Annotated in this window: 16 protein-coding genes and 2 tRNA genes; 1 reads left to right on the top strand and 17 read right to left on the bottom strand. The window is 56.1% G+C overall.

Features of this window, described 5'->3' with window-relative positions; translation table 11 throughout:
• Window positions 1-14: 14 nt before the first annotated feature.
• The 14 genes from rny to leuC all read right to left on the bottom strand — a co-directional run bounded on the left by rny (window position 15) and on the right by leuC (window position 16,030).
• Window positions 15-1,469 carry a ribonuclease Y gene (rny, locus tag HMPREF1255_RS04105; RefSeq protein WP_024110773.1) on the bottom strand — a complete coding sequence of 485 codons (1,455 nt, stop codon included), beginning with the start codon at window positions 1,467-1,469 and terminating at the stop codon, window positions 15-17.
• A gap of 135 nt (window positions 1,470-1,604) precedes the next feature.
• The gene (locus tag HMPREF1255_RS04110) at window positions 1,605-2,063 is read right to left on the bottom strand and encodes a regulatory protein RecX (protein ID WP_024110863.1); all 459 of its coding nucleotides are present in this window, start codon (window positions 2,061-2,063) and stop codon (window positions 1,605-1,607) included.
• A 35-nt stretch (window positions 2,064-2,098) separates the two neighbouring features.
• Window positions 2,099-3,160: a recombinase RecA gene (gene recA / locus HMPREF1255_RS04115; RefSeq protein WP_024110908.1), complete on the bottom strand. Its 1,062-nt coding sequence runs from the start codon at window positions 3,158-3,160 to the stop codon at window positions 2,099-2,101.
• Between the two features lie 197 nt (window positions 3,161-3,357).
• The gene (locus HMPREF1255_RS04120) at window positions 3,358-3,552 is read right to left on the bottom strand and encodes a DUF3046 domain-containing protein (RefSeq protein WP_016455693.1); all 195 of its coding nucleotides are present in this window, start codon (window positions 3,550-3,552) and stop codon (window positions 3,358-3,360) included.
• A gap of 64 nt (window positions 3,553-3,616) precedes the next feature.
• Window positions 3,617-5,743 (bottom strand): beta-glucosidase, encoded by a 2,127-nt coding sequence (locus HMPREF1255_RS04125; RefSeq protein ID WP_024110859.1) that lies wholly within the window; start codon window positions 5,741-5,743, stop codon window positions 3,617-3,619.
• Window positions 5,744-5,773: 30 nt separating this feature from the next.
• The gene (locus HMPREF1255_RS04130; RefSeq protein ID WP_024110782.1) at window positions 5,774-6,244 is read right to left on the bottom strand and encodes a CinA family protein; all 471 of its coding nucleotides are present in this window, start codon (window positions 6,242-6,244) and stop codon (window positions 5,774-5,776) included.
• Window positions 6,241-6,912: a CDP-diacylglycerol--glycerol-3-phosphate 3-phosphatidyltransferase gene (pgsA, locus tag HMPREF1255_RS04135; protein ID WP_024110721.1), complete on the bottom strand. Its 672-nt coding sequence runs from the start codon at window positions 6,910-6,912 to the stop codon at window positions 6,241-6,243. Before pgsA ends, HMPREF1255_RS04130 begins: the two co-directional genes overlap by 4 nt.
• Before the next feature lie 18 nt (window positions 6,913-6,930).
• A complete protein-coding gene (rimO, locus tag HMPREF1255_RS04140; RefSeq protein WP_024110676.1) occupies window positions 6,931-8,319 on the bottom strand; it encodes a 30S ribosomal protein S12 methylthiotransferase RimO in 1,389 nt (462 codons plus the stop codon).
• A gap of 182 nt (window positions 8,320-8,501) precedes the next feature.
• The gene (locus HMPREF1255_RS04145) at window positions 8,502-10,976 is read right to left on the bottom strand and encodes a DNA translocase FtsK (RefSeq protein WP_197016972.1); all 2,475 of its coding nucleotides are present in this window, start codon (window positions 10,974-10,976) and stop codon (window positions 8,502-8,504) included.
• Window positions 10,977-11,041: 65 nt separating this feature from the next.
• A complete protein-coding gene (locus tag HMPREF1255_RS04150; protein ID WP_024110569.1) occupies window positions 11,042-11,995 on the bottom strand; it encodes a thiamine-phosphate kinase in 954 nt (317 codons plus the stop codon).
• Window positions 11,996-12,000: 5 nt separating this feature from the next.
• Entirely contained in the window at window positions 12,001-13,125 is a 1,125-nt protein-coding gene (locus HMPREF1255_RS04155; protein ID WP_024110929.1) for a D-alanine--D-alanine ligase family protein, read from the bottom strand.
• Between the two features lie 27 nt (window positions 13,126-13,152).
• Window positions 13,153-13,935 carry a 1-acyl-sn-glycerol-3-phosphate acyltransferase gene (locus HMPREF1255_RS04160; RefSeq protein ID WP_051394982.1) on the bottom strand — a complete coding sequence of 261 codons (783 nt, stop codon included), beginning with the start codon at window positions 13,933-13,935 and terminating at the stop codon, window positions 13,153-13,155.
• 88 nt (window positions 13,936-14,023) lie between these two features.
• Window positions 14,024-14,623 carry a 3-isopropylmalate dehydratase small subunit gene (gene leuD, locus HMPREF1255_RS04165; RefSeq protein WP_016455684.1) on the bottom strand — a complete coding sequence of 200 codons (600 nt, stop codon included), beginning with the start codon at window positions 14,621-14,623 and terminating at the stop codon, window positions 14,024-14,026.
• A gap of 9 nt (window positions 14,624-14,632) precedes the next feature.
• Window positions 14,633-16,030: a 3-isopropylmalate dehydratase large subunit gene (gene leuC / locus HMPREF1255_RS04170; RefSeq protein ID WP_024110809.1), complete on the bottom strand. Its 1,398-nt coding sequence runs from the start codon at window positions 16,028-16,030 to the stop codon at window positions 14,633-14,635.
• 50 nt (window positions 16,031-16,080) lie between these two features.
• Here leuC and HMPREF1255_RS04175 point away from each other — a divergent pair, with 50 nt between their 5' ends.
• Complete coding sequence (locus HMPREF1255_RS04175; RefSeq protein WP_024110847.1) at window positions 16,081-16,800, top strand: IclR family transcriptional regulator; 720 nt, start codon at window positions 16,081-16,083, stop codon at window positions 16,798-16,800.
• Window positions 16,801-16,965: 165 nt separating this feature from the next.
• On the opposite strand, the gene HMPREF1255_RS04180 is transcribed toward HMPREF1255_RS04175, so the two are convergent.
• From HMPREF1255_RS04180 to HMPREF1255_RS04190, 3 genes are all read right to left on the bottom strand, one after another.
• Complete coding sequence (locus HMPREF1255_RS04180; RefSeq protein WP_155948466.1) at window positions 16,966-17,421, bottom strand: hypothetical protein; 456 nt, start codon at window positions 17,419-17,421, stop codon at window positions 16,966-16,968.
• 155 nt (window positions 17,422-17,576) lie between these two features.
• Window positions 17,577-17,649, bottom strand: a tRNA-Glu gene (locus HMPREF1255_RS04185).
• Window positions 17,650-17,677: 28 nt separating this feature from the next.
• Window positions 17,678-17,751, bottom strand: a tRNA-Gln gene (locus HMPREF1255_RS04190).
• Window positions 17,752-17,783: the final 32 nt, after the last annotated feature.

Consider the following 17,783-nt stretch of genomic DNA (forward strand, 5'->3'; position numbering starts at 1 on the left):
TGAGCTTTTTAGCTTTAGGACGCGGTAGCGGTTGCCCTAGATTCCCTCACGACCACCACTTTGACGTTTCCGGGATAGGTCAACTCGCTCTGGATCTCGTCTGCAATCTGGTCGGCAAGCAGCTGCGTCTTATTGTCGGGCACCCTATCTGGGAGAACCATGACACGAACTTCACGACCGGATTGCATAGCATAGACACGCTCAACACCGTCATGCTGACGCCCGATCTCTTCGATGCGCTCTAAACGGTGGACGTAGCTTTCCAAGCTCTCTCGACGAGCACCCGGCCTTGACCCAGAGATGGCATCAGCAGCCTGAGCAAGTGCCGCCTCGACACACATCATAGGGACTTCTCCGTGGTGGGAAGCGATTGCGTTTACGACTTCCTCGGACTCGCCATATCGCTTGGCGAGTTCAGCCCCCTCGAGTGCGTGAGAACCATCGCCGGAGGTAACAACTGCCTTGCCGATGTCGTGCATGAAAGCGGCCCGCTTGCAGCTTGCAACGTCCAGGCCAAGCTCCGCGGCCATCGCGCCACCGAGCCGTCCACACTCGACCATGTGCTGAAGAACATTCTGCCCATAGCTGGTGCGATACTGAAGCGCACCGATTACGGGCAAAAGCTGCTCCGCCACATCGCCAATGTTGAGACTATTCAGGGCCTCTACGGCTGCACGACGACAGCTCTCCGCAACCAGTTCTTCGCTTCGCTTATGCATCTCCTCGATGCGTGAGGGGTTGATCCGACCGTCGGCGATTAGCTCGGTGAGAGTCAACCGAGCCGCTTCCCTGCGAACGGGGTCGAAGCAACTCAGCAAAACAACGCCCGGCGTGTCATCGATGATGACGTTTACTCCAGTTATCTGCTCGAGGACACGAATATTTCTTCCTTCACGGCCGATGATTCGGCCCTTCATGTCGTCCGAAGGAAGATCTACCGTTGTGACGACCGATTCAGACGTCTGCTCTGCAGCTACGCGCTGTATCGCAGTGACTAAGATTTTCTTAGCTCTGCGCTGCGCTTCGTCGATAATTTCGTCGTTGATCTGCTTGGCCCGTTTACTCGCTTTAATCTTCGCGTCGGCCTCAACCTTCGCGATGATTTCAGCCCTAGCCTCCTCGTGAGTAAGGCCGCTAATTCTTTCCAGTTCCGTTCGGGCTAGCTCCTGGTGCTTCGCTAACTCTTCGCTTGCGGATTCGACCTCGTCCCTGCGCTGACGCACCGTCGCCAGTTCATCGCTAATTCTGGACGATTCTTCCCGCAGTCTCTTGCTTTCGGCAGCAAGGTTATCTTCTCGCTCGGTCAGCTTAATTTGATGTTCAGCCAGAGCTTCACGTTGCTTTTCGAGCGCTTGCGATTTTTGCTTATCCGCTTCGTTCTCTCGTGAACCGCGAATCGAGAACAAAACAAGAACAATCAAGTTAACGAAGAGGAGCCCAAGAGCAACCCACATCATGATGATGGGCATGTCACACTCCTCGTCTATTTTCGGGCGAGCAGAAAGAAAACTCGCCATTGATATGCAATATCTTCGAGCATATCCTTTAACACCTAATTGGATTCTTTGATCCTCAGATGTCAGAACGAAAAGATTAGAGCAAAATCAGTCGTCACACCACTCATCTAAAACAGCGGAAACCACGTCGCTGACCAGAGACGAAGGATAGCCTCTTCTGGCGAGCACACCGGCAACTCGTCGATACGCGGTTCTTCTGTCTACGTTTCCAAGACTTCTGGCCTTTTTAACGGCCAGCTGCCTAGCCGCCTCGTATTCCTTGTCGATATCAATCGCCTGCAAAGCGTCATCGATGAGGTGCTCAGCCACTCCCTTGCGTCTCAGCTCGATTGAGATTGCACGCTTAGAAAGCTTCCTGTTCTCGTGTCGATACCTAACCCACATCTCGGCATAGGCCCTGTCATTTATCAGGCCGACTTCTTCAAATCGGTCCATGACCTCTTTAACAGCTGATTCATCCACCTCCTTGCCAAGCAAGTATTCGGTGAGTTCAGCGCGGCTATACGATCTGCGATCTAAACGCCGCAACGCCAGCTTTCTAGCCATCGCTACAGCCTCAAGATGAGAATCGGACGAAGACTCTAGAATTCGATCTCACCAGTTTCAGGATCGACGCCTTCCGGAACTTCTTCCGCCTCTTCCTCAGGCTTCTTAGGAGACAGCTCTTCGCGAATTCGGGCGTCTATCTCATTAGCCATCTCGGTGTTTTCCATCAGGTACTTACGGGCGTTCTCCTTACCCTGACCCAGCTGAATGTCACCATACGTGAACCAGGAGCCGGCCTTGCGGATGATGCCGGTGTCCACACCCATATCGATCAGGCTGCCCTCGCGGCTGATGCCCATTCCATACATGATGTCGAATTCAGCCTGCTTGAACGGCGGCGCAACCTTGTTCTTAACGACCTTCACTCGGGTGCGATTACCGACCATGTCGGTGCCGTTCTTCAAGGTTTCTATGCGTCGAACGTCCAGACGCACGGACGAGTAAAACTTCAACGCGCGGCCACCAGTGGTTGTTTCTGGGCTGCCGAACATAACGCCGATCTTCTCGCGAAGCTGGTTGATGAAGATCGCGGTGGTGTTACTCGCTTTTAGCGGACCCGTCATCTTTCGCAGCGCCTGGCTCATCAGTCGCGCCTGCAGACCGACGTGGCTGTCGCCCATCTCGCCTTCGATCTCAGCCTTCGGGGTCAGCGCGGCGACGGAGTCGATGACAACCAATGTAATCGCGCCGGAACGAACCAGCATGTCGGCGATCTCTAGCGCCTGCTCACCGTTGTCTGGCTGGCTAACCAAAAGCTGCTCTACGTCTACGCCAAGGGCCGCAGCATAAGTCGGGTCGAGCGCGTGCTCCGCATCGACGAAGGCGCAGATCCCGCCCTGTTTTTGCGCACTAGCGATTGCGTGCAGTGCAACGGTGGTCTTACCGCTGGACTCGGGACCATAGATCTCGACGATCCTGCCCCGAGGAAGACCCCCAACGCCGAGGGCCATATCGAGGGCAATCGAGCCCGTCGGGATGACCTCGATCTGTGTGTTGACCTGGTCCCCCATCCTCATGACCGAGCCCTTACCGAATTGTTTTTCGATTTGCGCCAGGGCCTGGTCTAACGCCTTTTGACGATTTGAAGCAGCAGCCATCTTAAGCCTTACCTTCCTATCCAAAGTCCGGCACGCAAGCCGGTAAAACCTTTTTCTCTACGACGGTTATCACTGTAGTTAACGGCACTGACAAAAATTCACAGCGACAACACTCCAGCCGCCTTGGTCAACACTCGCGTCGAGCAACAATTAAACTTTAGCCGAACACTTGTTCGATTTAAAAGTTTGAGGCAAACTCATTTCTCTTTTTCGTCGAGTTCCAGGAAGCTCCAGACCGCTCTCCAGATTTTCTTGCAGTTGAGGCCAGAGTCCAATGCCTGGCGGACCGTCTTGGAATCCAGCCCGGGCACGCAGGCCTGCTCTGTCCAGACCAGGTAGTACGGATCCCCCAGGGCCTTCTTCAGCTTGGCCCATAACTCTTGTTCGCGCACTTGACTAGGTTACGACATGCGCAAAAGGGCCCACGCTGAAAGCGTGGGCCCATGCAGCATAATTTTACTTCTTGAGCACCTTCGTCAAAGGGGTGTCTTCGCTCGAAGTGCCTACGTACAAGGTGTAGTCGCCTGGCCTGATATCGAAATCCCCCAATGCGTTGCACCACACGCTGAACGGGTGGTTTGTCGCATTCGGGTCGATAACTATCTTTGCCGTCTTAGATTCGCCCGGCTCCAAGTAAACCTTGTCGAAGCCAACGAGGCGCTTAGGCGGTTGACCGTCGACGGGAATTCCCAGGTACGCCTGGACGACCTCCGCGCCAGCACGCGAACCGGTATTTGTCACCTTGACGGTTGCGGTAACCGGCGAATCGCCTACCTTGTCCGTGTTCACGGTGAAATCCGACAGCTCGAAGCTCGTGTACGACAAACCGTGACCAAAAGCAAACAACGGTTTGATGTCTTGAGCCTGGAACCAGCGGTAGCCCACCTGTAGGCCCTCGGAGTAGCGAATGACCGGGTAACCTGCGCCCTCGTCGGTGCCTGGGTAGCGCTCCGGGTGTCCAGCATAAAACACATCGTCCTCGCTTACCGGATAGGTGGTTGGCACCTTGCCCGACGGGTTGATGCGCCCGAAGATGAGATCGGCAACCACGTGGCCATCCTCGGTGCCCTGGTTCCAGACCTCCAAGATGGTCGGTGCCTTATCGACCCAAGGCATCAGAACTGGTGCGGAGTCCTTCATCACCAAAATCGTCTTGGGATTAATTCCTAGCAGCTCATCGAGCATCCTGTTTTGATCGTTGAACATGTTGGCATCCGGCATATCTGCACCCTCGGTGGCCACCAAGCCAGCCATCAGAACTACGATGTCGGCGCTTTCTGCGGCCTTCTTGGCATCGTCCAGGTTAGACAGGTCGTCGGCTACGACAAATAGCTCCGCAGTGGCGTCTGCGCCCATCTTCTTCAGGATGTCCTGCATGCCAGGAAGCGGATCGACCGTGTACAGCGGGTCGACCTTAGAGGAGCCACCGCCGCCCTGACATGCTTTGCCTGCGAACGTTTTCTGCCCAATAATGACGATCTTGCCGCTCGGCTCGATCGGCAGCAGGCCCTCGTCGTTCTTAAGCAGGACTGCCATCTGGGCCCCAAGCTTTCGCGAGATTTCACCGTGCGCCTTGGCGTCGATTTCTCCCGGATCGTATGGCCGATCGAATTGGTTGAAACGGAACATCTGTGTGTAGCGCCTGATCAGTGCTCGATCGATGGTCTTTTCTTCCAGGCTGGTATCTGACAAGGCGGCCTTGACGTTTTCTTCGTTAAGCCACTTAGCATCCGGCATCTCGTGATCAAGACCCGCGTTCAAAGACGGAGCTGCAGACCTGGTCGACCAGAAGTCGGACTGAACATAGCCCTCAAAGCCCCATTCGTCACGCAAAATCTTGGTCAGCGTGTAGTAGTACTCTGTAGCGTAGACGCCACGGATCCTGTTGTAAGCGCTCATCACCGCGGCGCACTCGCCGTCCTTGATGACCATTTCGAAGGGCAACAAATAAAGCTCGCGCATAACGTTTTCGTCGACCTCAACGCTGTTTCGGAAGCGCTCTGTCTCCTGATCGTTGAGCACGTAGTGCTTTACCATCGCGATGATGTCGTGGGACTGAATCGCCTTAGTCACTTCGACGCCCATCACGCCCGACAGGAAAGGATCCTCGGAAAAATACTCGAAGTTACGGCCCGCGATAGTTGTGCGGTGCAGGCAGACCGCAGGCCCCTCAAGCACGTGCTGGCCTAGCGTGGCGGTCTCAGAGCCAATTACGTCGCCGTATTCCTTCGCTACTTCACGGTCAAAAGAGGCTGCTACACCGATGGTCATCGGCAATGCGGTGGCCGGCGGGCTGGGGGTGCCATCGCCCATACCGACGCCGACAGGACCGTTAGTGATCCTGAAGCGGGGAATGCCGAGTTCGTCGATGGCGGCTACGTGACGCTCCACCCGGATTTGAGCGGCTAGTTGTTCCATCTCCTCGGCAGTAGTTGCCTGATTGCTGACTGCATAGATATCGATAGTTTCCATCGCGCCATGAAGCTGTGCAATCTTTTGTTCAATAGTCATTGCCGAAACGAGCAGCTCTGCCCGTTCCCGCGGCGACTTAGTGGAATCTTGCCACGGATAAGTTTGTTTCATATACAGACTCTAGCGAGCGTGCAGCAACAATTAGCTGGTTGCCAGAGCTTGCAACAGAGTTTCTAAAGCTGCCTCGACGGTCTGATTACGGATCTCTTCCCTAGTCCCGTTAAGCGAAAGCAGAACCGCATCTGTTTTTCCGGGAACGACGTAGCCAACCCAGACGCTACCGGGCGCGCTGCCGTCCTGCGGATCGGGGCCGGCGACCCCTGTCACCGCGACGCAGGCATCAGCGCAACAGAGTTTCGCAGCGCCTTCAGCCATCTGCTGTGCCGTGTACGAATTGATCACGCCGTACTTTGCGACGTGATCACCATCAACACCGACGAGAGAAGTTTTTAGGTCGCTGGCATATGTCACCAGTCCTCCCCGATACACCCTCGAGGCCCCGGGTACGGAAGTAATCGTGGCGCCTATTAAGCCTCCGGTAAGCGACTCGCAGGTGGCCAGAGTCATGCTCCTGGCGGCCAACTCGTCTAGAAGATGACTGGCAAGACTCACTTGTCGCCCTTGAAAATTCGCTTGATAAACGGTTCCTGCTCAACAGTCGAAATGTCTACCGGATGGCCGGCTTTTAACGCCGCATTTCGCAGCCTGGCGGCCTCGAAAATGTATTCGGCGCCGGTGTAAACGGTTAACAAGAAGGCAATCCACATTGCGATCCACTTGGGCGCGCACCACCAAGCCCCAAGAGCAGGAAGCCCGAGCAGGAACATGATCAGTGCGACCGACTGGATGACAGTTTTGAGTTTGCCGCCGCGGTTTGCCGCCATCACTCCGTACTTGAGAATCACAAACCGCATGGCGGTGATCCCCCATTCGCGGAGAAGAATGATCACGGTCATCCACCAGGGCAGCTCGCCGACAATCGAGAGAACGATGAACCCGACACCTGTCAGCGCCTTATCTGCGATCGAATCCCAAATTTTGCCGAAATTGGTGATCAAGTTGTACTTGCGGGCGATCTTTCCGTCGAAAAGGTCGGTGAGGATAGCCACCGCGAAAACGACCGTAGCCCAGAATCGCCAAACTTGATCGTGAGGATGAGCCAAGAAGACAATCAGAAAAACAGGAACTAACGCTATTCGCAACAGGGTTAGAATGTTTGGCACATTCCACTTAAAGCCGAGCTTCGGCCTGCTCTCATTCTGATCAAAAATTTTACCCACCGCCCTAGAGCGCCAAAGTTAGCCCTGCTTGGCCACTAGGTCGGCCCCAAAGCTATCTACTACTTTTGCTTTAACAATATCGCCAACCCGAAGCTCCTGCGGATCAGCGTCTTCTATTCTAGTTTCTCCATCTACCTCGGGCCCCTGGTGCTCGGCGCGCCCGACAACGCTGTTTTCGTCTAACGATTCGATTAAGACGCTAACCTCTTCGCCCACCCTCTCGGCTGCTCGTTGATCCATCATTTGGGTCACTAGGTCTGTGAGAATTCGAGTTCGGTCGGCGATGACATCGTCGGGAAGGTGGCCCTCTAGTTTTTCGCCTTCTGTGCCTTCTTCATCTGAGTATGCAAACACGCCCATTACGTCCAGGCGGGCCTCTTGGACGAAGTCGCAGAGCGTCTCGAAGTCTTCCTCGGTTTCACCCGGAAAACCCACGATGAAGTTGCTCCTAGCTCCTGATTGAGGATCTAGTTGACGGACCGTTTCCAGCAGCTTGAGGAAGTTCTCTTCGTCACCAAATCGACGCATCCTGCGAAGCACGGAAGCAGAAGCGTGCTGGAACGAGATGTCGAAGTAGGACATCACGTGTTCTAAGGAGGCCATCGTCTCGAGCAGACCCGGATAGATTTCTGCGGGTTGCAGGTAGCTGACCCTGACGCGCTCAAGACCCGGCACGTCGTTCAGCTCGCGGAGCAGCTTAATGAGACCTCGCCTATCCCCCAGGTCCTTTCCGTAGCTGGAGGTATTCTCGCTGACCAGCATGACCTCTTTGACGCCCTCTTGGACCAGCCATTCGGCCTCCTCTATGACCTCCTCGACCGGACGAGAGATATAAGAGCCGCGGAAGGCAGGAATCGCGCAGAATGCGCATCGGCGGTCGCAGCCAGAAGCAATCTTGAGCGGAGAATAGGGGCCGCTAGTGAGCCTGCGACGTCCGGTGCTCTTGACCCGTTTGGCCGAACGTTTGATCGGAGCTAACGGCAACAGTGTTCGGCGGTCTTGGGGCTTATGGGCCTCTATGTGGCCGCCAGCGAGAATGCTGCGCAGCCGCTTAGAGATATCTGGATAGTCGTCGAAGCTGAGCACCGCGTCGGCCTCAGGAAGCGCTTCGGCCAGTTCATCACCGTAGCGTTCTGCCATGCAGCCAACGGCTACCACGGCCTGCGCCCTACCGTTTGCTTTCTGATCGCTGGCTTCAAGGAGCGTATCGATTGAATCCTTCTTCGCCTGATCGATAAAGCCACAGGTATTGACCACGATTACGTCAGCATCGGTTGCGTCTGGGACGAGTTGGAACCCGCCGGCGTCCAGCCGTGCGGCGAGTTCCTCTGAATCGACGTCGTTACGAGCACAGCCGAGGGTCACCATGGCCACCGAGGTACGCGGGGATTGCTTCAAAGTTTTCATACGTCTTCTAGTATCCCTCACGCCCAGAAAAATGATTAACTTTGCTTCCCTGGCTTAGCAAATCCATACCTTCATGGCTGGAGACGTACAGCGATATTTACAGACCCGGCAGGGCCAAACGGCATTTTCTGGCAGCACTCCGCAAAGGCAGTTTTCCAGAGCAATCCTCAGATATTGAGATGCTAAGCCCCGGTCTTCAGGCTTTCCAGCACATCGTCCAGGCCGTCCGGACCAACCAACACCTCGCGGGGTTTGCTGCCTTGGCTTGGACCGACGATGCCGCGGCTCTCCAAAATGTCCATCATCCTGCCAGCTTTGGCGAAACCGATGCGCAGCTTTCGCTGCAACATGGACGTAGAACCGAGCTGCAATTCGATGACCAGCTGAGCCGCTTCAAGAACGGTGTCCAAGTCGTCGCCGATGTCTTCGGCAGGCTTTTGCTTGTCTGCGACAGCAGCTTGAACGTCATCGCGGTACTGGGGCTCTAGCTGCTCCTTCAAGTAATCTGCGACGTTACGGATTTCCGCCTCGGTGACCCAGGAACCCTGGACACGCATCGGCTTGGAAGCGCCCATCGGCAGGAACAATCCATCACCTTGTCCAACCAGCTTCTCTGCACCTGGCTGGTCGAGAATAACGCGCGAATCTGTCATCGAGCTGGTGGCGAAGGCTAAACGGCTTGGAACGTTCGCCTTGATCAATCCGGTTACCACGTCGATAGACGGGCGCTGGGTTGCCAGCACCAGGTGGATGCCTGCGGCTCGGGCGAGCTGAGTGATGCGAACGATCGAATCCTCGACGTCGCGCGGAGCAACCATCATCAGATCCGCCAACTCGTCCACGACTACTAGCAGGTACGGGTACGGCGTCAGCTTGCGCTCGGAGCCTTCCGGCACCTTGACCTGGCCGGCCTTTACGGCCTTGTTGAAGTCATCGATGTGCCTGAATCCGAAAGCCGCGAGATCGTCGTAGCGATGATCCATCTCGGAAACGACCCACTCCAGTGCCTCCGCAGCTTTCTTAGCGCTGGTGATGATCGGCGTGACGAGGTGCGGAATGCCCTCGTAGTGATTCAGCTCTACGCGCTTCGGGTCGACCAACAGCATGCGTACTTCATCTGGGGTTGCACGCATCATCACAGAAGTGATCAGCGAGTTGATGAAGCTGGACTTACCGGAACCGGTCGCGCCGGCGACCAGAAGATGCGGCATCTTAGCCACATTGGCGATCACGTAGCCGCCCTCGATGTCCTTACCAAGGCCGACCACCAACGGGTGATGATCGTTCTGAGCCTTCTGACTGCGCAGCACATCACCCAGAGAAACGACCTCTTTATCGCGGTTAGGAATCTCGACGCCGATCGCGGACTTGCCAGGAATCGGAGCCAAGATGCGCACGTCGGCTGAACCGACCGCGTAAGCGATGTTCTTTGAGAGATTCGTGACCTTCTCGACCTTCGTGCCTGCCCCGACCTCAACCTGGTAGAGGGTAACCGTCGGGCCACGCGTATAGCCAGTTACGTTTGCGTCAATGTTGAACTCAGTGAAGACGTCCTGAAGCCTGTGCACGATCTCATCGTTAGCTTCGGTGCGCGCCCTAGGAACCGTGCCGGCCTTAAGCATTTCGGACGAAGGTAACGTGTACTGCACGTCTCCCGACAGCTCCAGCTGCTCGGAACGAACCGGGGCGGGTGTGTGCTCGGGAGCGATCAGTTCGGGCTGAACCGGTTCGGCGACCTCGGCCTTCTTTGACTTCGCTTTAGCCTCGGTTTCGGGGTCCGGCTCTTCTTCCACGACATCCGCAAAATAGTCTTCGGAGATATCAGAGTAGAGGTCCTCGGCCTCCTCAACCAGCGGAGAATCGTATGCCTTATCTACGCCGTACTCGAGTTTTTCCTCCGCCAGTTCCGGGCGGCCAAAGAAGAATTCCATGACGCTCGTGTAGATCTTTCGGCCGTCCTCGACAAGCTCGCTGACGGGGCGACCGATGACTATCAAAGTCCCGAATATGGCTACGAGCGCAAGCAGAAATGCCGAAATCCAAACCGGCATTAGCTGCACTAGCATGGAGCTGGAAATGTATCCCACGAAACCGCCAGCCGCGCGCATGGCGATCTGGTCAGAGGGTCTCGGCAGCGGAGTGTGCATGAGATTGATCACGCCCAGCGCACCGAAGAAGATAAGAGACCAACCGATCAGCTGACGGCCTCCCGGACCGTTAGCAAGCGGATCCCTGAGGGTTCGCCAGGTCATGACGATTAGCAGAAGAGGCAGAGCGTAGCTAGCGATGCCGAAAACCGTGCTGATGCCGATTCTTAACCATTCACCGAGCAACCCGGGCATCGAGAACCAGAAAATTGCCGCTACGATTACGGCCAAGAAAAGCAGCGTCAGGCCTACCCCATCGCTTCGCACCGCGGGATCTACATCGCGGGCTCCTCGCCCGATCTTGCGCACACCGCTACCGAGGGCCTTCGAAAGGCCACGGAAAATTCGGGGCAGGATTCCGTTCTGGTTGCTACCCGTCCTTTTTGCGGCGGCTTTAGATACAGTCTTTCTGCCGCGCGACGAAGAGGCCTTCTTGCTGCCGCCCGAAGGACGACGTGCAGTAGCCTTCTTGGTCGCCGGCCGCGAGGGGGAAGACATGCGGGACGCCATATGTATTACAGTAGCGGGCGAGGGAAAATGAGCGACGTCTCCACGCCGTCAAGACCGAACTTTGCTCAGAAATGGGTCCAACCGGAATATTCGGTTTCCCATTCCTCGCCGTCGACCAGGACATTCGCGCTGCCTTCGACTGGATCCAGGACCCGACCGATATGCGCCCAACCCTGTGGCACGTAATCGGCAAACGTGGCCACCAAGGGATGATCCTCGCCGCCGGTGAGCACAAAATTTAAGGGATCACTATTAAGCGCAGCGCCGACGTTTTGCAGCGGGCCAGGAATCTCGAGGCTTGAAGAATCAATGTCGATTAAGACGTTACTCTTTTCGGCGATGTGCCCCAAATCAGCGATCAGACCATCCGAGACGTCGATCATCGCGTTCGCGCCAGCAGCAGCGGCAATCCTGCCAGCCCCGTAAGGAACCTCGGGGCATCGATAAGCGTCGACCGCGGCACGGGGTGAGCGGAAACCACGGCTCAGCGTCGCCCATCCTGCTGCAGCCCATCCTTGCCTACCGCAAAGAGCAACCACGTCTGCTGGTTTAGCCCCGCTGCGCAAAACTGGTGCCCGACCCTCCATCTGACCAAAAACTGTAGCGGTAGCGACAATTTTTTCTCCGCTTGTAATATCGCCACCAACGAGAACTGCTCGCGCCTTAACGACCTCCGCAGAGACTCCCTGGAAGAAATCTTTGAACCATTCTGCCTGCAGTTCTTCGGGCATCGAAATAGCCACCACACAGCCTCGGCTGGTGGCCCCCATCGCCTCGAGATCGGCGAAACTTCTAGCGATTAGCTTGCAGCCGACGTCGAATCCTGAGCACCAATCCCGGCGAAAGTGGACGTCCTCGACCATCATGTCGGTCGAAACTACGGCGTCGCCGTCTACGGAGAAAACCGCAGAGTCGTCGCCTGGGCCGACAGAAACCGAAGCTGGCATTGAAAGCTGGCCTGTAACGCGCTCGATCAGGCCGAATTCGCCGACATCTTTAATGGTTTCCTCGTTAGCCACCCGTATCACCTGTTCACGTTCACTGGGCGTGCTAGCGCCTGCTCGATCAGATCGGTCAGCAACTCGCGATAGCTAAGACCAGAGGCCTCCCAAAGGCTTGGAAACATCGACAGCTTGGTGAATCCGGGCATGGTGTTCACTTCATTAACATAAACCTCACCCTGCGCGGTTACGAAGGTGTCTGCCCTAGCCAGCCCCTCACAATCCAGCGCCAGGAAGCTATCGACGGCAAGCTTTCGCACAACCTTAGATGTCTCCTCATCGATTTTTGCCGGAATGCTGAGGTCAACCTGGCCCTCGGTGGGCAGGTATTTAGCCTGATAATCGTAAAACTCGGCGTCCTTGTTGACGACGATCTCACCAGGACAGGATACTCTCGGGCACTCTCCTAGCTTTGCAGGGCCCAACACCGCGCACTCCACTTCGCGAGCCCCGATGAATCCCTGCTCGACGATCACCTTGGGATCAAACTTGCGAGCTTCTTCCACCGCTTCCTCAAGACCCGTAAGCTCGTCGACTCGAGAGATACCAACTGACGAACCGCCTCGAGCCGGCTTGACGAACACCGGGAATTCGAGCCGATCTGCGATGCGCTTGATCGTCGTTTCTTTTTCGTTCAGCCACTGTGCCGAGCTGACAAGCTCGAATGGTCCGATCGGCACGTCGGCGGCCTGCAGCGCCAGCTTCATGAAGTGCTTATCCATGCCGATTGCGCTTGCGGTGACGCCCGAACCAACGTAAGAGACGCCGAGCATCTCGAGCATTCCCTGCAGCGTACCGTCTTCGCCATATGTGCCGTGCAGCAAAGAGAATACGCAATCGATCTTCACCTGATCCGTGAGGCTATCGCCAACATGTGTCGCGATCCGCAGGCCGTCCTCATCGCGGATAGCGACGGCTACGGGACCGTCTTCGCCAAGGCGTGGCAGCTTGTTGTCTTCGACATGCAGGCCTGCTACTTCTTCTACGCCGTAACGATGCCAAATACCATCGGGCGAGATGCCAACACAAACCATCTCGTACTTGCTCGGGTCGAGTTCCTTCACGACCTCGCTAGCCGTTAAGCACGAGATCTCGTGTTCGGTGCTCTGACCGCCAAAAATTACCGCTATCGTTTTACGTTTTTGCATCAGTTTCCTAAATAAGATTGTGAACGGCTAACGCACGGGCTCGACTGGAGACACACGCTGCTTTTTCCTATGATTCCACACGGTTTCGGGGATGAGCTCCCGTCTCGCATCAGCAGTTTTAGCAAGAATCGCTTTGAATATTCTGCGGCTCGCCTCACCGACGCTTTCCCTGTCCGGGGAATCTGAGAATAGATCTGAAAGGTCAACCGGTTGGCCAGCGACGACCCTAATCTCCCGGTGCTTGAGACTCGGCTTTCTAATCTTTCTAGGCGGAAGCAGATAATTAGCACCCCACTGACCCACGGGAACAACGTTCTGCTTAGCCATAAGCGCCAGTTTTGCGACTCCGACATGAATCGCCATTGGCCATTCCAACGGGTCAAAAGTGATAGTGCCTTCCGGATAGATGATCACGGCATTACCTTTAACTAGTGACTTCTCTGCTTCCGCAAGCGATTCGATGGCCTTGGCTGTTGCGCGATGAACGGGAATCTGCCCGCTGTTTACAAGAATCTTCTTAAGCAGCTTGTTTTCCCATAGATTCGCGCGGGCCAGATAGTGCGGCCACCGGCCCTGATGGGCTAAGAATAGGCCGAGCAGGACAGGATCGAGCGAGGAGATGTGGTTCGCCGCGATAATCACGGGCCCCGTCTTAGGGATGTTCTCACCGCCCTGCCACGAGAACTTCGCCACCGGGCTAAACAGCGGTTTTAGAAGCGGAGAGATCGAGGCCAGGGCGAACGAATCGGTCGATTCGTCGTTTAGTCTTCGCAGTTTGCCCCAGGTCTTGAACCTTGCCGACTCGCACATGTTAACCAAGCTTAATCTTTGGTTGGTCAAAGCATGAAAAACCATCCCAGCCAAAATTGTTTTGGTTGGGACGGTCTTTTCAGATTAGCTAAACCAGCTTCGGCAGCGTGCGCGGCTTCCAGCTGGGACGATTCTTCTCGAATGCGGCGATATCGTCCTCGTGGGTTAGCGTGATAGCGATATCGTCAAGCCCATTAAGCAGCCGGTGCTTGGTGTACTCGTCAATTTCAAACCCGTAGCTATCCTCGCCTGCGGTGATTGTTTGGCTAGGCAAGTCGACGCTGATCTGCGCGCCTGGATTAGCCTTGGTGTACTCCCAAAGCGCATCTACGGTTTCCTGCGGCACGAGGGCAATCAGCAGGCCGGCTTTACCCGCGTTGTTGCGGAAGATCTCGCCGAAGCGGGAGCCGATGACCACCTTGAAGCCATAGTTCTGCAGGGCCCAAACGGCGTGCTCACGCGAGCTGCCAGTGCCGAAGTCCGGGCCGACGACCAGAACAGATCCGTCTTTGTACTTGGGCTGGTTAAGGACGAAATCTTCGTCCTTTCGCCAAGAAGCGAACAGGCCATCCTCGAAGCCGGTGCGCGCGATGCGCTTCAGGTAGACGGCAGGGATGATTTGATCGGTATCGACATTGCTGCGCTGTAGCGGGACGCCGATGCCAGTGTGCGAAGTGAACTTTTCCATGGTTTTCCTTTACAGATCGGCGGGGCTGGACAAATGACCCGTGATGGCGGTGGCTGCCGCCACGAGTGGGCTAACCAGGTGGGTCCTGCCCTTGGGGCCCTGTCGTCCTTCGAAGTTTCGGTTGCTTGTGGAGGCGGAACGCTCCCCCGGTGTCAGCTTGTCCGGGTTCATGCCCAAACACATGGAGCAGCCGGCGAAGCGCCACTCGGCACCGAAGTCGGTGAAAACCTTGTCTAGGCCCTCCTCCATCGCCTGGTTGCGAATTGCGGCCGACCCGGGGACGACAAGCATGCGGACACCATCCTTGATCTTCTTGCCACAGACGACGTCCGCTGCCATGCGCAGGTCCTCAATTCGTCCGTTAGTGCACGAGCCCAAGAACACAGTGTCAATCTTGATATCGCGCATCGGCGTGCCCGCGCGCAGATCCATGTATTCCAGCGCACGCTTTGCGGCGGCGCGGTCCGTGGAGTTCTCGAACTGCTCGGGATCGGGGACCCGATCGCCCAGCTCGATGCCCTGCCCAGGGTTCGTTCCCCAGGTGACGAACGGGGTCAGTTTCGAGGCGTCGATGAAGACCTCGCGGTCGAATTCAGCATCGTCATCGCTGTACAAGCTCTTCCAGTAGTCGAGAGCCTCGTCCCAATCGGCGCCCTTGGGCGCGTATGGCTTGTCCTTCAGGTAATCGAAAGTGGTCTGGTCCGGAGCCATCATGCCGGCCTTAGCTCCCCACTCGATGGACATGTTGCAGATCGTCATACGCGCATCCATGGATAGGCTGCGGATGGTGGAGCCGCGATACTCCGCGACGTACCCCGCACCACCGCCGGTGCCAACCATAGAAATCAATTTCAAAATGATGTCCTTTGACACGACGCCCTCGGGCAGCTCGCCCTCGACGTTCACTGCCATGGTCTTCAGCTTCTTTTGCTGCAGAGTCTGGGTGGCGAGCACGTGCTCCACCTCGGAGGTGCCAATTCCAAACGCCAACGCACCGAACGCGCCATGAGTCGAAGTGTGCGAGTCGCCGCACACGATCGTCATTCCAGGCTGGGTCAGGCCAAGCTGAGGTCCGATTGCGTGGACGATGCCCTGGTTGTCGTTGCCCAAAGGAAATGCAGGAACACCGAATTCCTTGACGTTTTTGCGAAGCGTTTCGATCTGATTCCTGCTCGTGGGATCCGCGATTGGCGAAAAAATGTCTAGCGTAGGAGTGTTGTGGTCTTCGGTGGCCTGAGTCAGATCTGGCCTGCGCACTTTGCGACCAGCCATGCGTAGCCCTTCGAAGGCCTGCGGGCTTGTTACCTCGTGCAGCAGTTGAAGGTCGATGTAAAGCAAATCGGGTTGTCCTGCAGATCGCCTGACAACGTGATCGTCCCATACCTTCTGGCTAAGCGTTTTTCCCATGTTTCCATTATCCGGTAGCCATCCAGCTAATGAGATGCTAATCTCAAACTATGGGACAATCTTCTGGCGTAGGCGTACTAGACAAAGCAGCCTCAGTGCTGACGGCCCTCGAATCGGGCCCAATGACACTTGCTACTCTAGTACAGGCCACAGGCTTAGCACGACCCACCGCGCATCGACTTGCAGTGGCGCTCGAATTTCATCGCCTAGTCTCCAGAGATCTTCAAGGCAGGTTCGTGCTCGGACCACGCCTAGTTGAGCTCGCGGCGGCAGCCGGAGACGACAAGTTACTCGTGAAAGCGGGCCCCGTATTGGAACGCCTGCGCGACATCACAGGAGAATCCGCACAGCTTTATAGGCGTCAGGGCGAAACCAGGGTGTGCGTTGCTGCCGCAGACCGACCCAGCGGCCTTCGCGATTCAATCCCTGTCGGAAGCCAGCTGTCCCTGACGGCAGGATCCGCCGCACAAGTGTTGTTGGCCTGGGAAGAACCAGAGAGGCTCTCTCGCGGATTGACGGAATCAAACTTTTCCGCAGTCGGACTAAGCAACGTACGCAAGCGCGGCTGGGCACAATCCGTCGCAGAACGCGAAGCGGGCGTCGCCTCGGTTAGCGCTCCGGTGCGTTCTCCGCAGGGCAAGGTGATCGCCGCCATCTCAGTTTCAGGCCCGATCGAGCGCCTGACCCGCCAGCCGGGACGCCTCCACGCGCCGGCGGTGATCGCGGCAGCCGAGCACCTGTCAGAGATGCTCGCCCGCGACGATGACTAGAGAGACTAGAAAATCTGCCAAACTCAACTCACTAAACGTTCTTGAGCGCCAGCCGAAAGCATAATGCCTAGTCAACAAGGCGCCAGAAAAGGCGACTAACAAAACCAAGGTTTAGCGCGTTGAGTTTGGCAGATATTTATAAGTCACGAAGCGAAAAGCGCTCGGCTAAAAATCGGCAGCTCGCTCTTCTCTGTGACCGGAAGCGCAGTCAACTACCATTATTACAACCGTGCATTTTCTAGCGGCTGAGTCGCAGATGCCATTTGACGAGGTCATGCGAAAGGTTTCTTTGTTGTATTGCTCGTATAGCGTGCGATAGGTAGAAACAACGTCGGGCATCTTGCTGTCCGGCATGAGCAAGTAATCCATCGCGGGATCGACGTATTCAGCTCCACAAGCAAAAGGGACACTCACATCGGTGAGCCCATCGTTTGCAGAAAAGAACTTTTGCAAAGTGCAGCCGTCCTTAGTCACAGGTCCGACAGCGTTGAGCTGATATTTATTTTCGTCCCCGGAGAGCACCATCATCGTCATTCCGTCAGAATCACCAATTTTGGTCGGGATGAAGCGCTGTAGCGAGTTCTGGCCATCGTCAGTGAATGGGGAGAAATCGTCTCTCATGCCGGCAATCAGACGAGTGGAGAGCCACAAATTGGAACAACTGTCTCACCGAAGAAAAGTAAAGAAGTTGCACGCTAGATGCACGCGCCGGTTGAAGGGGGTCTAATCTCACCCTTTTTGCTACGCACCCCCTAGTCAGATAGGGTTTTGCTTTGTAGCCCCGAGCGGATTCGAACCGCCGTTTCAGCCTTGAGAGGGCTGCGTGCTAGGCCTCTGCACCACGGGGCCATGTTTAGTTTTTCTTGCTAGAAACTCTTGGTTGGGGTACTAGGACTCGAACCTAGACTAACGGAACCAGAAACCGTCGGGCTACCATTACCCCATACCCCAGTTCAGCGTTTCAACTAGCAAACTATTTTGCT

Origin of the sequence: Propionimicrobium sp. BV2F7, assembly GCF_000510445.1 — a bacterium.
In the GTDB taxonomy this organism is placed as follows: Bacteria; Actinomycetota; Actinomycetes; order Propionibacteriales; family Propionibacteriaceae; genus Propionimicrobium; species Propionimicrobium lymphophilum.

What these genes read in the sequence shown, in the direction of transcription:
- rny (WP_024110773.1), bottom strand. Translation starts at nt 1,469, where the DNA reads ATGCCCATCATCATGATGTGGGTTGCTCTTGGGCTCCTCTTCGTTAAC.
- HMPREF1255_RS04110 (WP_024110863.1), bottom strand. Translation starts at nt 2,063, where the DNA reads ATGGCTAGAAAGCTGGCGTTGCGGCGTTTAGATCGCAGATCGTATAGC.
- recA (WP_024110908.1), bottom strand. Translation starts at nt 3,160, where the DNA reads ATGGCTGCTGCTTCAAATCGTCAAAAGGCGTTAGACCAGGCCCTGGCG.
- HMPREF1255_RS04125 (WP_024110859.1), bottom strand. Translation starts at nt 5,743, where the DNA reads ATGAAACAAACTTATCCGTGGCAAGATTCCACTAAGTCGCCGCGGGAA.
- rimO (WP_024110676.1), bottom strand. Translation starts at nt 8,319, where the DNA reads ATGAAAACTTTGAAGCAATCCCCGCGTACCTCGGTGGCCATGGTGACC.
- HMPREF1255_RS04145 (WP_197016972.1), bottom strand. Translation starts at nt 10,976, where the DNA reads ATGGCGTCCCGCATGTCTTCCCCCTCGCGGCCGGCGACCAAGAAGGCT.
- HMPREF1255_RS04155 (WP_024110929.1), bottom strand. Translation starts at nt 13,125, where the DNA reads ATGCAAAAACGTAAAACGATAGCGGTAATTTTTGGCGGTCAGAGCACC.
- HMPREF1255_RS04160 (WP_051394982.1), bottom strand. Translation starts at nt 13,935, where the DNA reads ATGTGCGAGTCGGCAAGGTTCAAGACCTGGGGCAAACTGCGAAGACTA.
- leuD (WP_016455684.1), bottom strand. Translation starts at nt 14,623, where the DNA reads ATGGAAAAGTTCACTTCGCACACTGGCATCGGCGTCCCGCTACAGCGC.
- leuC (WP_024110809.1), bottom strand. Translation starts at nt 16,030, where the DNA reads ATGGGAAAAACGCTTAGCCAGAAGGTATGGGACGATCACGTTGTCAGG.
- HMPREF1255_RS04175 (WP_024110847.1), top strand. Translation starts at nt 16,081, where the DNA reads ATGGGACAATCTTCTGGCGTAGGCGTACTAGACAAAGCAGCCTCAGTG.
- HMPREF1255_RS04180 (WP_155948466.1), bottom strand. Translation starts at nt 17,421, where the DNA reads ATGAGAGACGATTTCTCCCCATTCACTGACGATGGCCAGAACTCGCTA.